Source organism: Streptomyces beigongshangae, from assembly GCF_019710745.1.
Taxonomy (GTDB): domain Bacteria; phylum Actinomycetota; class Actinomycetes; order Streptomycetales; family Streptomycetaceae; genus Streptomyces; species Streptomyces beigongshangae.
In genome coordinates this window covers 172,464-186,770 of sequence record NZ_JAHKJW010000014.1, presented here as the reverse complement: position 1 = coordinate 186,770, position 14,307 = coordinate 172,464, and the positions used below count along the sequence as shown (strand labels likewise).

13 protein-coding genes and 2 pseudogenes are annotated in these 14,307 nt (G+C 73.3%); 9 read left to right on the top strand and 6 right to left on the bottom strand.

Annotated elements, in window-relative coordinates; translation table 11 throughout:
- Positions 1 to 199, bottom strand: a pseudogene (locus KM933_RS13975) (N-acetylmuramoyl-L-alanine amidase); the annotation flags it as partial.
- A 187-nt stretch (positions 200 to 386) separates the two neighbouring features.
- Here KM933_RS13975 and KM933_RS13970 point away from each other — a divergent pair.
- Positions 387 to 1,571 (top strand): MarP family serine protease, encoded by a 1,185-nt coding sequence (locus tag KM933_RS13970; protein WP_221351872.1) that lies wholly within the window; start codon positions 387 to 389, stop codon positions 1,569 to 1,571.
- Between the two features lie 52 nt (positions 1,572 to 1,623).
- Here KM933_RS13970 and KM933_RS13965 read toward each other — a convergent pair whose 3' ends face one another.
- The gene (locus KM933_RS13965) at positions 1,624 to 2,112 is read right to left on the bottom strand and encodes a GNAT family N-acetyltransferase (protein ID WP_221351870.1); all 489 of its coding nucleotides are present in this window, start codon (positions 2,110 to 2,112) and stop codon (positions 1,624 to 1,626) included.
- Between the two features lie 120 nt (positions 2,113 to 2,232).
- On the opposite strand from KM933_RS13965, the gene KM933_RS13960 reads away from it, so the two are divergent.
- Both KM933_RS13960 and KM933_RS13955 read left to right on the top strand, forming a co-directional pair.
- Entirely contained in the window at positions 2,233 to 3,132 is a 900-nt protein-coding gene (locus tag KM933_RS13960) for a TIGR01777 family oxidoreductase (RefSeq protein WP_221351867.1), read from the top strand.
- A 305-nt stretch (positions 3,133 to 3,437) separates the two neighbouring features.
- A pseudogene (locus KM933_RS13955) lies at positions 3,438 to 4,869 on the top strand (NAD(P)/FAD-dependent oxidoreductase).
- Between the two features lie 174 nt (positions 4,870 to 5,043).
- On the opposite strand, the gene KM933_RS13950 reads toward KM933_RS13955, so the two are convergent.
- Entirely contained in the window at positions 5,044 to 6,522 is a 1,479-nt protein-coding gene (locus tag KM933_RS13950; protein ID WP_221351866.1) for an NsdA family TPR-like regulatory protein, read from the bottom strand.
- Positions 6,523 to 6,801: 279 nt separating this feature from the next.
- Between KM933_RS13950 and lipB the strand changes: the two genes are divergently transcribed.
- From lipB to KM933_RS13930, 4 genes are all read left to right on the top strand, one after another.
- A complete protein-coding gene (gene lipB / locus KM933_RS13945; RefSeq protein ID WP_221351864.1) occupies positions 6,802 to 7,599 on the top strand; it encodes a lipoyl(octanoyl) transferase LipB in 798 nt (265 codons plus the stop codon).
- A 120-nt stretch (positions 7,600 to 7,719) separates the two neighbouring features.
- Positions 7,720 to 8,685, top strand: a complete 966-nt coding sequence (lipA, locus tag KM933_RS13940) for a lipoyl synthase (protein ID WP_221351862.1) — start codon at positions 7,720 to 7,722, stop codon at positions 8,683 to 8,685.
- A 304-nt stretch (positions 8,686 to 8,989) separates the two neighbouring features.
- A complete protein-coding gene (locus KM933_RS13935) occupies positions 8,990 to 9,202 on the top strand; it encodes an SCO2195 family GlnR-regulated protein (protein ID WP_221351860.1) in 213 nt (70 codons plus the stop codon).
- Between the two features lie 50 nt (positions 9,203 to 9,252).
- Positions 9,253 to 9,951 carry a DUF4191 domain-containing protein gene (locus tag KM933_RS13930; protein WP_221351858.1) on the top strand — a complete coding sequence of 233 codons (699 nt, stop codon included), beginning with the start codon at positions 9,253 to 9,255 and terminating at the stop codon, positions 9,949 to 9,951.
- A gap of 118 nt (positions 9,952 to 10,069) precedes the next feature.
- On the opposite strand, the gene KM933_RS13925 is transcribed toward KM933_RS13930, so the two are convergent.
- On the bottom strand, positions 10,070 to 10,537 hold the full coding sequence (locus tag KM933_RS13925; RefSeq protein WP_221351856.1) for an RDD family protein: 468 nt from the start codon (positions 10,535 to 10,537) through the stop codon (positions 10,070 to 10,072).
- A gap of 198 nt (positions 10,538 to 10,735) precedes the next feature.
- On the opposite strand from KM933_RS13925, the gene glnA reads away from it, so the two are divergent.
- Positions 10,736 to 12,145, top strand: a complete 1,410-nt coding sequence (gene glnA, locus KM933_RS13920) for a type I glutamate--ammonia ligase (RefSeq protein ID WP_221351854.1) — start codon at positions 10,736 to 10,738, stop codon at positions 12,143 to 12,145.
- A gap of 72 nt (positions 12,146 to 12,217) precedes the next feature.
- Here glnA and KM933_RS13915 read toward each other — a convergent pair whose 3' ends face one another.
- Both KM933_RS13915 and KM933_RS13910 read right to left on the bottom strand, forming a co-directional pair.
- On the bottom strand, positions 12,218 to 12,514 hold the full coding sequence (locus KM933_RS13915) for a hypothetical protein (RefSeq protein ID WP_221351852.1): 297 nt from the start codon (positions 12,512 to 12,514) through the stop codon (positions 12,218 to 12,220).
- 277 nt (positions 12,515 to 12,791) lie between these two features.
- Entirely contained in the window at positions 12,792 to 13,100 is a 309-nt protein-coding gene (locus KM933_RS13910; protein WP_221351851.1) for a hypothetical protein, read from the bottom strand.
- Positions 13,101 to 13,431: 331 nt separating this feature from the next.
- Between KM933_RS13910 and KM933_RS13905 the strand changes: the two genes are divergently transcribed.
- The gene (locus KM933_RS13905) at positions 13,432 to 14,157 is read left to right on the top strand and encodes a septal ring lytic transglycosylase RlpA family protein (RefSeq protein WP_221351849.1); all 726 of its coding nucleotides are present in this window, start codon (positions 13,432 to 13,434) and stop codon (positions 14,155 to 14,157) included.
- Positions 14,158 to 14,307: the final 150 nt, after the last annotated feature.

Sequence of the window (14,307 nt, the reverse complement as noted above, 5' to 3'; positions counted from 1 at the left end):
GGCCGACCCCGATCGCGCAGAGCACCAGCCCCGCGACGGCCGCGAGGGCGGGGACGCAGGCGAGCACGAGGCGCAGGGGACGGGGTGTGCGGGCCGGGAGCGGCGGACGCGCCGCGTGCCGCCGACGGCGCAGCGGTGCCCGCGCCCCGCGCGGTACGCCCCGGGCGGGACGGGGCGGCGGGGACCGGTGGGCACACATGGGACCCACTGTCCGGGAGACCGCGGGCGCCCGCGACGTGTGCTGTGCCACCCGGTGGAACCAACGCCCCGGTCCGGGACGTTTCTACAGGTCCAGGCAGGTGGGCGGAACAGCCGGTTCCCGCACGCGTGCCTGATCACTGGGCCCGTCCGGCACGTGGGGAGGGGCCCGAGAGAAAGGGAGCTCCGTGGACCTGCTCGACATCCTGCTGCTGCTGGTGATCCTCGCGTACGCGGCGTCCGGCTACCGGCGCGGACTGGTCGCGGGCTGTGTCTCGCTGGCCGGCTTCGTCGGCGGTGCCGTCGTCGGCGTATGGGTGCTGCCCTGGGTGATGGACCTGGTGGAGCCGGGGACCACGGCCGCGACGGTCACGGCGGTGCTCACGGTGCTGCTGCCCGCCGCGGTGGGCCACGAGCTGGCCGGGCGGCTGGCGCTGAAGCTGCGCCGCGAGCTGGACCAGGGCTCCCTGCGCGTGGTCGACGGTGTGGGCGGCGCCGCGGCGAACGCGGTGGCCGTGCTGCTCGTGGCATGGGTGGCCGCGAGCGTCCTGGGCGCCTCCGCCTCACCCGTCGTCACCTCGTCGATCCGCGACTCCGCGCTGCTCGGCGCGGTCCAGGACGCGATGCCGGAGACGACCCCGGCCTGGTTCTCGCGGGCCACCTCGGCGCTCACGCAGGCCGGCTTCCCGCAGGTCTTCAACCCGTTCGAGAACGAGCCGGCGGCCGAGGTCGCCGAGCCCTCCGGGGACAGCGTGACCCCGGCCGCCACGCGGGCCGCGCAGCGCTCCACGGTGAAGGTCGAGGGCGCCGTCGGCACGCAGGGCCGCGAGGGAAGCGGGTTCGTGTACGCGCCGGAGCACGTGATGACCAACGCCCACGTGGTCGCGGGCATCGACGACCCGACCGTGCGCGTCGGCGGCACGGGACGGGCGTACGAGGCGAAGGTCGTCCTCTTCGACCCGCGGAAGGACGTGGCCGTGCTCGACGTGCCGGGGCTGGAGGCCCCCGTGCTGCCCTTCGACACCGGTGCGGCCCGCGGCGACGCGGCCGTGGTCGCGGGCTACCCGCAGGACGGCGGCCTCGACCTCCAGGCGGCCACGGTCGCGAACAGGATGAACGCCCAGGGCCAGAACATCTACGGCTCCGACCCGGTCACCCGCGAGATCTACGCGATCCGCTCCACGGTCCGGCCCGGCAACTCGGGCGGTCCCCTGCTGACCACCGACGGCAAGGTCTTCGGTGTCGTCTTCGCGCGCTCCACCAGCGACGCCGAGACGGGGTACGTGCTCACCGCCGACGAGGTCGCGGACGACGCCGCGCGTGCGGCGAGGTCCTCGTCCCCGGTGGACACGGGCGACCTCGTGAAGTCCTGAACGCCCCGCCCGGCCGGCGGGGGCACCGGCCTCCCGGAGGTCCGCCCCGCCGTCAGATCCTGCGTCCCATGAGCACGTCGTCCACGTACGCGCCGTCCAGCAGGAACTCCTCCGGCTGGACCCCCTCGACCACGAAGCCCTCCGACTCGTACAGCGCGCGGGCGGGTGCGTTGTGGCCGAGGACGCGCAGGGTGATCCGGCGCGCGCCCTGGCGGCGGGCCTCCTCGACGGCGGCGCGGACCAGCGCCCGGCCCACACCGCTGCCGCGGGCCCCGTCCGCGACGGCGAGGCCCTGGATCTGCCGTACGTGCGCGTTGGAGGCGAGCGGGGTGGGGAACCCGAGCCGTACGTAGCCGACGACACGCCCGTCCAGCTCGGCGACCAGGTGGTCGCGCGGCCTGAAGCGGTCGTTGAAGAACGGGTCGTAGGGCGGCTGGTCCGGGGGCGTGACGGCGTGCCGGTGGGACCAGACCTCGCGGTCGAGACGGCCCAGCGCCTCGTCGTCGTCGGGCACTGCGGTGCGTATGTACGGCTCGGGCATGGGAGCACTGTAGATCCGGGGGTCCGGGTCCACTCCGGGCCGGGCGGGCCCGCTCCGGGCCGGACGCGCCCGCTCCCGCCCCGCGCGGTGCTCCTGGCGGGGCGGGCGCAGGATGGGGGCATGGAAGCTTCGCGAATCGCCGTGGCCGGCGCGTCCGGTCTCATCGGCACGGCTCTGGTGCGCTCACTGACCGCGGACGGGCACGAGGTGGTGCGGCTGGTGCGCCGTACGCCGCGGGCGGACGACGAGGTCGAGTGGGATCCCGGGCGGCAGTACGTGGACGCGGTGGGACTCGCCGGCTGTGACGCCGTGGTGAACCTGGCGGGCGCCGGGATCGGCGACCGCCGCTGGAGCGACGCGTACAAGCGGACGATCCGGGAGAGCCGGGTGCTGGGCACCACCGCGCTCGCGGAGGCCGTCGCGGCCATGGACCGGCCGCCGCGGGTCTTCCTGAACGGCAGTGCCCTGGGCTTCTACGGGGACACCGGCGAACGGGCCGTGGACGAGGACTCGCCCCCCGGGGACGGGTTCCTGCCCTCGCTGTGCGTGGAGTGGGAGGCGGCGACGGCACCCGCGCGGGAGGCGGGCGTACGGACCGTCCTCGCCCGCACCGGACTGGTGGTGGCCGCGGAGGGCGGCGCCTGGGGACGGCTCTTCCCGCTGTTCAGGGCGGGGCTCGGCGGGAGGATGGGCGACGGGCGGCAGTACTGGAGCTACATCGCGCTGCACGACCACGTGGCCGCGCTGCGGCACCTGCTCGACTCCGGGTCGCTGTCCGGGCCCTTCAACCTGACGGCCCCCGAGCCGCTCACCAACCGCGAGATCACCGCCGCCATGGGGCGCATCCTGCACCGGCCCACGCTCCTCGCGGTGCCCGCGCCCGTGCTGAGGGCCGTGCTCGGCGAGATGGCCCAGGAGGTGCTGGGCAGCCAGCGCGTACTCCCGGCCCGGCTGCTGGAGTCCGGCTTCACGTTCGCCTTCCCGGGCATCGAGGAGGCGATCCGGGCGACGAGGACGTAGCCGTCCGCCCCGGCGGATCCGCGCCGGGGTGACCCGGTCCGTCGTCGGCCGCGGACCCGTCGTGGCCGGTCGCGCAGTTCCCCGCGCCCCTGGGTGCCCAGGGGCGCGGGGAACTGCGCGGCCGTCCGGGGGCGCGGTCCTCCGCCGGCGGCCCCGTCCCCATGCGACCGCCGTGCGACCGTGCCCTGCCGATGCGCGACTTCCTCCGGCCGCCCGCGGCCCTACTGTCGGCTCCGACCCGGTTGTTCCGGCCCGCCGCCGGGGGCATGGCGCCCCCCGTGGCCGCGCGACCCCAGGAGGGGCATGTGCATGAGCCCGCTTGTCAGGCGGACGTCGTCGTCGTGGGGGCCGGAGCCGCGGGGCTCGCGGCCGCCCACCGGCTGAACAGCGCAGGTGTGACGGCCGTCGTCCTGGAAGCCGCCCCCCATGTCGGCGGGCGCATGACGACCGAGAAGGTCGACGGCTTCCGGCTCGACCGCGTCGGCCGGCTCCTCTCCACGTCGTACCCCGAACTGCGGCTGACCCCCGGTCTGGACGCCCTCGCCCTGTGCCCGTTCGACCCCGGTGTCCTCGTCCACGCCGAGGGGCGGCTGCACCGTGCGGGTGAGCCCGCGAGCGCCGGGGGCGCAAGGGGCGCACTCGATGCGGCACGCGCCTTCGTGGGCCCTCCGCGCAGGGTCCGGCAGGTGCGCACGGCCGCCGTCCCGCCCGTGGCGCGGGCGTTCCCCCCGCTGGGGGGCGCGCTCGACCAGGCCCGGCTGGCCGCGGCCCTCGGCCGGATCGCGACGGTCCCCGTGGAGCGGCTCCTGGCCCGGTCCGAGCGGTCCGCCGGGCGGGCGCTCGCGGCCCGCGGCATGCCCGCCCGTACGGTCGAGGGGTTCCTGCGCCCGCTCCTCGCGGCGCTGCTCTGCGATCCGGAGCTGGCGACGTCCAGCCGGTGCGCCGACCTCGCGCTGCGGGCCTTCGCCTCGGGGCGGCTGTGCGTCCCCGAGGGCGGCGCCGAGGCCCTGCCCGGGCTGCTCGCGGCCACCCTGCCGGCGGGGACGGTCCGCACCGGGGTACGGGTCACCTCCGTCTCGACCACCTCGGTGACGACGGCCGACCACGGCGGGCTGCGGTGCCGGGCCGTCCTGGTGGCGACCGGCGCCCGCGCCGCGGCCGAGCTGCTGCCGGGCCTGCGGGTGCCGTCGTTCCACCCGGTGACGGTGGTGCACCACACGGCGGACGAGCCGCCCGCGACCGGCGCGGCACTGCTCCTGGACGCCGACCGGCGGGGCCCGGTGGCCCACACCGCGGTCCTCAGCCGGGTCGACCCGTCCCGCGCCCCCGCGGGCCGCGCGCTGATCTCGTCGACGATCCTGGGCGCCCCGCCCGCGGACGCGGACCGGACGGTCCGCGCGCAGCTGGCCGCTCTCTACGGCACGGCCACGCACCGCTGGGAGCTGCTCGCGGTCCACCACACACCCGACGCCGTCCCGGCGATGCCGCCGCCGCACGACCTGCGGCGCCCGGTCCGCCTGCTGGCGGGCCTGTACGTCTGCGGCGACCACCGNGCACGACCTGCGGCGCCCGGTCCGCCTGCTGGCGGGCCTGTACGTCTGCGGCGACCACCGCGACACCGGTACGGTCCAGGGCGCCCTGCACTCGGGCCACCGGGCGGCCACGGCCCTCCTGAAGGACCTGGGCCCCGTCGCACCGCCCGGGGCGACCCCCCTGCCGACCCCCACGGCCGCGTAGCCGGCGGAGCCGGGCTGGAGGCCCCGACGCGGGGCGGGACCTCCAGCCCCCGCCCCGGAGGGGCGCGGGGAACGGCGCGCCAGGCCACGACGGCGCCGCACTCCGGACACGGCGTCCCCGTGGTTCCCGGCCACGGCCCTTCCCCGGCCCTCGGCCACAGCCCCTGCGTGCTCCTCAGCCGAGAGCCGCGACCCGGTCGCGGTACCCCCGCACCGGCGCCGCGTCCCGGTACGGCTCCAGCCGCCGCTCGAAGTCGCGTACGTACTCCAGCGCCCGGACCGACCGCATCTCCGCCGCCTGCGCCGCCGCCTCCGCCCCCAGCTGGCACGCCTGGTCGAGCTCCCCGAGCCCGAGCCGGGCCGAGGCCAGGACCACCCGGCAGAAGAGCCGGCTGCGCGCGTACCCGGGGGCGCGCAGCTGCAGCGAGCGCTCGGCGTGCTGCGCGGCCGCCCGGTACTGCTGCAGGTCGCGGTGGCAGTGCCCGAACTCGTCCGCGAGCTGCGCCTCGTCGAAGAACCGCGCCCAGTAGGGGACCTCGTCACCGGGCCGGGCGGTCTCCAGCGCCCGCTCGGCCCGCACCAGCGAGGACGTGGCCGCGCGCACCTCGCCGAGCACCCCGTGGCCCCGGGCCTCGACGGCGTACAGCAGCGCCTGGACGACGGGCGGCGCGGAGGACCCCACGCCCTGCTGGGCGACGCGCGCGAGCTGCACCGCCTCGCGGCCGTGGCCGAGGTAGACGGCCTGCCGGCTCATCGTCACGAGCACGTAGGAGCCGTACGCCCGGTCCGCCGCCGCCTGCGACAGCCGCAGGGCCTGCACGAAGTACCGCTGCGCCAGTCCGTGCGCGGCGATGTCGTACGAGGTCCAGCCCGCGAGCCGGGTCAGGTCGGAGGCCGCGGCGAACAGCCGGCGCCCCGTCTGCTCGCCGTACGTGCCGCGCAGCATCGGTTCCAGCTCGTGCTCCAGGTACCGCACGAGGGCCTGCCGGGCGTGCCCTCCGCCGTACGTGTTGTCGAGCGTGCGGAAGAGTTCGCCGACCGAGCGCAGGGCCGCGATGTCGCCCGCGCTCACCCGCTGGCCGGGGCCGCGTTCGGCGCCCGGGCGCTGTCTGGCCGGGTGCCGCCCCTGTTCGGGCACGGCCGGCAGCCGTACGGACGGCGGGCGGGGCTGTACGGGGATGCGCGCGGCACCGGGGTCGGCCCGGCCCACCCGGTCGTCGGCCCGGCCGATCAGCCAGTCCCGGCTGGGCACGACGAGGCCCGCCGGGGTGAACGCGATCTTGCGCAGTTCGGCGTGGCTCCCCGAGTCCTTGCGCCACAGCCCGCCGACGATGTCGACGGCCTCCTCGGGGGTGGCGGCGAACTCCAGGCCCGCGTAGACGGGCGCGCAGGCGTCGAGTCCGAGGTCCTGGGCGCTGAGCCGGCGACCGAGGCGGCGGGTGAACACCTCGGCGATCAGTGCCGGTGTGGTGCCCCGGGGCTGCTGTCCCCGCAGCCAGCGGGTCACCGATGTCTTGTCGTATCTCAGGTCCAGGCCGTGTTCGAGGCCGAGCTGGTCCACTCGACGGGCGAGCCCCGCGTTGGAGAACCCCGCTTCTGCGATGAGCGCGGCGAGCTGACGGTTGGGGGTGCGCTGAGCGGGTCGTTCCGTCATCTGCGGTGCGGACTCCTGCCTTCCGGGCTGGGGGCCTGTACGGGCAGGCCCGGACGAGGTGACCGCCGTGCGGTGGGCGGCCTTGTTTTAGCCTCGTGAACGGCGCGAATGTAGCCGTCCGCAAGGAGCCGATCGCACACTTCCGCACGCATTCATCCGATCGTGTGAGGATTGCCCCGAGGGCTGACGCGCACCGGTCGGACGTACAGTTGCTTGGGGCTGCCATGAGCCTTACCGGGCCGTCGGAGGCCCGGCAACTCTTGCAAGGAGGCGCTTGCCGTGAGTGAGCTGCGGTTCGTCCGCATGGGTTTCGGCGCGGACGCGGTCGAGTACCAGGAGGCCTGGGACGAGCAGCGCCGCGTCCACGCGGCCCGCTTCCAGGACGAGATCCCCGACACCTGCCTGCTCCTGGAGCACCCGCCGGTCTACACGGCGGGCCGGCGCACGGCGGACAGCGAGCGGCCCCTCGACGGCACGCCCGTCGTCGACGTGGACCGGGGCGGGAAGATCACCTGGCACGGTCCGGGGCAGCTGGTCGGCTACCCGATCCAGAAGCTGCCGCGCCCGGTGGACGTCGTCGCCCATCTGCGGCGGCTGGAGGACGCGATGATCCGCGTCTGCGCGGACTTCGGCGTCCGCACCAGCCGGGTGGAGGGGCGGGCCGGCGTCTGGGTCCTGGGCGACCCGGTGGAGCAGCGGCCGGCGCTCGGCGGGCTCTCCCTCGACTTCGACCCCCGGCTGGCCGACGAGGAGTTCGACCCCCGGCTGAACGGGCCCGAGTACGCGCCCTCCAACGCGGGGCAGCGACGGGAGGACCGGAAGATCTGCGCCATGGGGATCCGGGTGGCCAAGGGGGTCACGATGCACGGGTTCGCACTGAACGTGAACCCCGACACCTCCAGCTTCGACAAGATCATCCCGTGCGGGATCCGGGACGCGGGGGTCACCTCGCTCGCGCACGAGCTGGGACGCGACCTGACGATCGCGGAGGTCCTGCCGGTCGCCGAGCGGCACCTGGCGGACGTGCTGGGCAACGCGGAGCCGAAGCCGCGCGAGGTGGAGCGGGCCGGGGTGTAGGGGCTTTTCGCCGGGCCCGGGAATGCACCCCCGTTCCCGAAGGTTGCCCACCTCGGGGGCCGAGAACCGTACGGGCGTACCCTGGTGGACGCCGAAGAATCGAAGCTACAGGGAGCCGATGTGTCCGCAGTCGCACCCGACGGACGCAAGATGCTGCGCCTGGAGGTCCGGAACGCCCAGACCCCCATCGAGCGCAAGCCCGAGTGGATCAAGACTCGGGCGAAAATGGGCCCCGAGTACACGAAGATGCAGAACCTCGTGAAGAGCGAGGGCCTGCACACGGTCTGCCAGGAGGCGGGCTGTCCCAACATCTACGAGTGCTGGGAGGACCGCGAGGCCACGTTCCTCATCGGCGGCGACCAGTGCACGAGGCGCTGCGACTTCTGCCAGATCGACACCGGCAGGCCCGAGGCGCTGGACCGCGACGAGCCCCGCCGCGTGGGCGAGTCCGTGGTCACCATGGACCTCAACTACGCGACGATCACCGGTGTCGCCCGCGACGACCTGGCGGACGGCGGTGCCTGGCTCTACGCGGAGACGGTCCGCCAGATCCACCGGCAGACCGCGGACCGCGCCGAGGGCCCGACCAAGGTCGAGCTGCTCGCCCCGGACTTCAACGCCGAGCCGGCCCAGCTCGCCGAGGTCTTCTCCTCCCGCCCGGAGGTCTTCGCGCACAACGTGGAGACGGTTCCCCGCATCTTCAAGCGCATCCGCCCCGGCTTCCGCTACGAGCGCTCGCTGAAGGTCATCACCGAGGCCCGCGACTACGGCCTGGTGACGAAGTCAAACCTGATCCTCGGCATGGGCGAGACCCGCGAGGAGGTCGGCGAGGCCCTGCGCCAGCTGCACGAGGCGGGCTGCGAGCTGGTCACCATCACGCAGTACCTGCGCCCGTCCGTGCGCCACCACCCCGTGGAGCGCTGGGTGAAGCCGCACGAGTTCGTGGAACTGAAGGAGGAGGCCGAGCAGATCGGCTTCTCCGGGGTCATGTCGGGCCCGCTGGTCCGTTCCTCGTACCGGGCCGGCCGCCTGTACCGGATGGCCGTCGAGAAGCGGGGCGCGTACACCGCCTCGCAGGCCGTCTGAGGCACACCGGGCCCGCTGCGGCCGGCACGCGGTGCCGGGTTCGCGTGTGAATCCGGGCACAAGAAGCTACTCGCACGTAATGACCAGGGCGACGCGGCCCCGGGCGCCCTCGCAGATGAGGACCGTTCCGGGGCCGCGCCGGGGTCCGGAGCCTCCGATTACGGGCTTCACCCGCGTTTGACCGGCCGGTCACGTCCTGGTAACACCATTCAGAGACCCTGGTTCCAGATTCCGCTCCCGGACCTCGGTCCCATCGCACCCAGAGCCCCGGCCAGAGCCGCCGTCCCGAGGGGAAACCTCCATCATGCAGGCCGCGCCCGTCCGCGCCACAGCGATCCCGTCGCTCACCGACGCACTCCGTGCCGTCGAGTCCGTGCTCCTGAGCGGCGGCCAGCGCACCGCCCGCCGCAACGCCTGGACCTCCGTCCTGGAGGACCGCCGCCGCGCCAAGGACCGGGTCGAGGCGCAGCTCGTCCTGGAGCAGTCCTTCGAGCAGTCCTTCCTCGCGCAGCGCTGAGCCGGGCACCGCCGTCGTCGGCGCTTCCCCCGGCACGTAGACTTCTGAGCATGGCGAGGAAGGAACCCGCAGCGGACGCTGCGAACCCCGGGCGGCTCAAGCAGATCGCCCTGACTTACAAGATGACCCGCAAGGCCGACAAAAAGATCGGTCTTGTACTCGCGGCTGTCGGAATCGTCACCCTTGGTGTCTTCCTCGCGATCGGCTTCTGGATCGGTCACCCGATCTACCTCGGCATCCTCGGACTCCTGCTCGCCTTCCTCGCGACGGCGATCGTCTTCGGGCGCCGGGCCGAGCGTGCGGCCTTCGGGCAGATGGAGGGCCAGCCGGGCGCGGCGGCGGCGGTGCTCGACAACGTCGGGCGCGGCTGGTCGACCACCCCGGCCGTGGCGATGAACCGCAACCAGGACGTGGTCCACCGGGCCGTCGGCAAGGCCGGGATCGTGCTGGTGGCCGAGGGCAACCCGAACCGGGTGAAGAGCCTGCTGGCAGCCGAGAAGCGGAAGATGGCCCGCATCGTCGCGGACGTGCCGGTGCACGACATCCTCGTCGGCACGGGTGAGGGCCAGGTCGAGCTGAAGAAGCTCCGCACGACGATGGTCAAGCTCCCGCGGGTGCTGACCGGCCCGCAGGTCACCGCGACCAACGACCGGCTGCGCGCCCTCGGCGACCTGATGAGCAACATGCCGCTCCCCAAGGGCCCGATGCCCAAGGGCATGCGGATGCCGCGCGGCGGGAAGATGCGCTAGCGCCGCTCCCGGGATCCACTGGTACGGGGCGTTCCGGAATCACCGACGGTTCCGGGGCGCCCCGTCCTCGTGCCCGTGTGCCGTACCCGCGGGTACGTGGTGGCCGCGGGCCGTGCCGTCAGATCCTGACCTCGACCGTGCGGGCCAGGCGGTCGTGCAGCCCGCGTCCGTCGCGGTCCCAGATCAGGGCCGGCAGGGCCAGGCACAGCAGGGCCGTGCGCAGGAGGCCGCGCAGCGGGCTGACCGTACCGGTGTCCAGGGCGAGGACCCGCAGGCCGAACAGGCGCTTGCCCGGGGTGAAGCCGACCGTGCCGACGGTCAGGACACCCACGACGAAGAAGACGAGCAGCGTCCAGTTGCCGGTCGCCTGGCCGTAGCCGTCGGTGATCAGGCCGTATGCGATCAGCGTGCACAGACCCCAGTCGACGGCGAGGGCGCCCAGGCGCCTGCCGGGGCGGGCGATCGAGCCGGGGCCCGTCTCGGGCAGGCCCAGTTGCTCCCCGCGGTACCCGAAGTCGGCGCCGGCGTCCTCCGCGGCCGCGCGGGGTCCGGAGAGCCAGGATCCGATTGCTTGCCTGTTGTCCACCTCACCACGGTACTGCGGCCGTTTTGGCATGCGGGCAGGCGGGGTACACCGGATCGGGTCCGGTTAACTTGGGCGAAACAAATGGGTCACGCTGGAGAAATCACCCGTCCTTAGAGTCGGGCCAGCGTGTGCCACCGCACTGGCTGCACGAACGAACTACCACCCCGGTCCGAAGTGGGCGGGAGTAGGAGGAGCTGGATGTTCCAGAACGCCGACGAGGCCAAGCAGTTCATCGCGGACGAGGACGTCAAGTTCGTCGACGTCCGCTTCTGCGACCTTCCGGGGGTGATGCAGCACTTCACGATCCCGGCGGAGGCCTTCGACCCGGCCGAGGAGCTGGCGTTCGACGGGTCCTCGATCCGCGGCTTCCAGGCCATCCACGAGTCCGACATGGCGCTGCGCGCCGACCTGACCACCGCGCGGGTCGACCCCTTCCGCCGCGACAAGACGGTCAACATCAACTTCTTCATCCACGACCCGATCACGGGCGAGCAGTACTCCCGTGACCCGCGGAACGTGGCCAAGAAGGCCGAGGCGTACCTCGCGTCGACCGGTATCGCCGACACCGCGTTCTTCGGCCCCGAGGCCGAGTTCTACGTGTTCGACAGCGTGCGCTTCGACACCAAGTCGAACGAGTCGTTCTACCACATCGACTCCGAGGCGGGCGCCTGGAACACCGGCTCCTCCGACGACAACCGCGGTTACAAGGTCCGCTACAAGGGCGGCTACTTCCCGACCCCGCCGGTCGACCACTTCGCCGACCTGCGGGCCGAGATCTCCCTGGAGCTGGCCGCGTCCGGCCTCCAGGTCGAGCGCCAGCACCACGAGGTGGGCACCGCCGGCCAGGCCGAGATCAACTACAAGTTCAACACGCTGCTCGCCGCGGCCGACGACCTCCAGCTCTTCAAGTACATCGTGAAGAACGTCGCCTGGCGCAACGGCAAGACCGCGACCTTCATGCCGAAGCCGATCTTCGGCGACAACGGCTCGGGCATGCACATCCACTCGTCGCTGTGGTCCAACGGTGACCCGCTGTTCTACGACGAGGCCGGTTACGCGGGCCTGTCGGACATGGCCCGCTTCTACATCGGCGGCATCCTCAAGCACGCCCCGTCGCTGCTGGCCTTCACCAACCCGACGGTGAACTCGTACCACCGCCTGGTGCCCGGCTTCGAGGCCCCGGTCAACCTGGTGTACTCGCAGCGCAACCGCTCCGCGGCCATGCGCATCCCGATCACCGGCTCGAACCCGAAGGCCAAGCGCGTCGAGTTCCGCGCGCCCGACTCCTCCGGCAACCCGTACCTGGCCTTCTCGGCGCTGCTCCTCGCGGGCCTCGACGGCATCAAGAACAAGATCGAGCCGGCCGAGCCGATCGACAAGGACCTCTACGAGCTGGCCCCCGAGGAGCACGCGGGCGTCGCGCAGGTCCCGACCTCGCTCCCGGCCGTCCTCGACCGCCTGGAGGCCGACCACGAGTTCCTGCTCGCGGGCGACGTGTTCACGTCCGACCTGATCGAGACGTGGATCGACTACAAGCGCACGAACGAGATCGCGCCGCTCCAGCTGCGCCCGCACCCGCACGAGTTCGAGCTGTACTACGACGTGTGATCGGCGCGTAGCGCCCCGCGGATTCTCCGGAGCCCCGCCACCGCCCCCGGGCGGGGCGGGGCTCCGGCGCGTTCACTTGCGGGTGTTCCAGGGGCGTTCGCGGCGGTAGCGGCGCTCCCACCGGGCCATCTGGTCACGGCGCCGGCGGTACGCCTGGTAGTTGCTGTCGCGCATCGAGGAGCTCGAACCACCGCCGCCACCGGGCCCTCCCGCGCCGCCGCCGGACGGCGACGAGCCGGGGGACCCCTGACCGGGCCGGACGTAGCGGACGTGGAGGTAGAGCAGGGCGGCCGTCGCGAGCCACCAGACGGGGCGGTCGAACCCCAGGACGACCGAGACGAGGGTCGCCGAAATGATCAAGGTACCCATGACGGGTCTCCTTGTGCGTGAGTGGTGGGGCGTCCAGGTGCTGCCCGACGCGGCGGCGGGTGCGCCGGTCCGTCGGTGACGTCGAGGGTAGCCCTCAGAATGCCGTCGGATCCCCGTCCGACGGAAACGAATAACGGCCGGGTCCGCTTACAGGCAGTCACATTCGACCGCGAGGTCAAAAGAAATCGTCACAGAGGAGAGCAATAGGGGTGCTCCGTACTGAGCGAATCTGCGTCCGGCGCGCTGTCCGGAAATGGGCGGCGCGCCGGACACGGGCTCAGCGGGCGTACCTCATCAGGGCCCGGACCATGCGGCAGGTCGTGTCCGACGGCGGATGCACGCCGATGAGTTCGGCCATGCCGCGGATCCTCTCGTCGTGCGCCTGCCGGGGCGTGTAGACACCGGAGTCGAGGAGGGCGATGGCGAGCCGCATCGCCTTCAGGCGGCGGTTGTGCGTGATGTACCACTCGCGGGGGCGCCCCGCCGGCAGCGGTCGCTTCTCGACGGGCCGGTACGGCAGGTCGAGCACGACCGCCCTCTTGGACGTGGACTGGGTGGGCAGCGGAAACAGGGCGGCAGCGGGCACAGGCATCCTCCTGTCGCGGTCGGGGCACCGGTACGGCGTATCCGGCGGCACCCTCGAACACTGCTTCTATTCTACTGCCGCCCACTGACAATCGCCCCTGGCCAGAGGGGTTTTGAGGGTGCTGTGACGACTGAGCGGCACGGGTTCCCAGGTCCCTTGTTCCGCGCGTCCGCGCGTCATCCGGCGGCCCCTCGTCCACCCCGTGCACCGGCCCCCGTGTGATCCACGTTACTCAGGTGACTTGAGCCGATGGATGAGCAAGTCCGTTCGACATCTCGTACCTAGCGGCGGACGGTCGCCGCCAGGGGCGGCCGGGGAACAGGAGCCGTTCATGTCGCGCAGGAGAACTCCCGGCCCGAAGAAGAAGATCGCCCTGCTGGTGAGCGCCGCCGCGGTGGCCGGCGGCGGGGCCTTCGCCCTGGCCGCCACGTCGAACGCGGCGCCCGGCGCGCCCGCGGTCCAGAACGCGCAGTCCTCGGTGGTCTGCTCCGGGCTGGCCACGGCGCTCGGCAACAACGAGAGGTTCATCGAGGGACAGCGCAGCAACCCGGACGCGCAGTCGCAGGCGCGGATCGCCAACCGGGAGGCGGTCATCGCCCAGATCAAGGTGCAGCAGAAGGCGTCCGGTTGCGAGGTCGGCGAGTCCGACGCGACCGTGGGAGAGGGCGCCGGGGCAGGAGCGGGAGCAGGCGCCGGAGCGGGGGCGGGAGCGGGAGCAGGGGCGGAGGCGCCCGCCGGGTCCGCACCCGCCCAGCAGCCGTCGCAGGAGGCGTCCGCGCCCGCCGCCGGGGGCGGTGGCGCCGCGGCCGGCCGGCAGGTCTGCAACGGGTCCACGATCACGCTCTCCGGCGAGGCGGGCGCCCCGGCGGCGTCCAGCAACCAGTTCCCCGCCGGTACGAAGCTCAAGGTCACCAACCTGGACAACGACAAGTCCACCACCGTGGAGGTCACCTCGGTCTCCGGCAGCTGCGCGCTCCTGAACAACGCGGCGTTCGAGCAGGTCCGCGAGCCCGGGAAGTTCCTGATCCGCCGGGCCCTCATCGAGAAGGTCGGCTGACCGGCCCCGGGACGACGGTCCCGCGGAGAGGACGGCGAACGGGGCCGCCCGTCCTCTCCGCGGACGCCCACCGTCCCCCTCGCGGGCGCCCGCCGTCCTCTCCGCGGGCGCCCGCGGCACGGGGGCGCCGGGTAACACCGGGTTCATCTC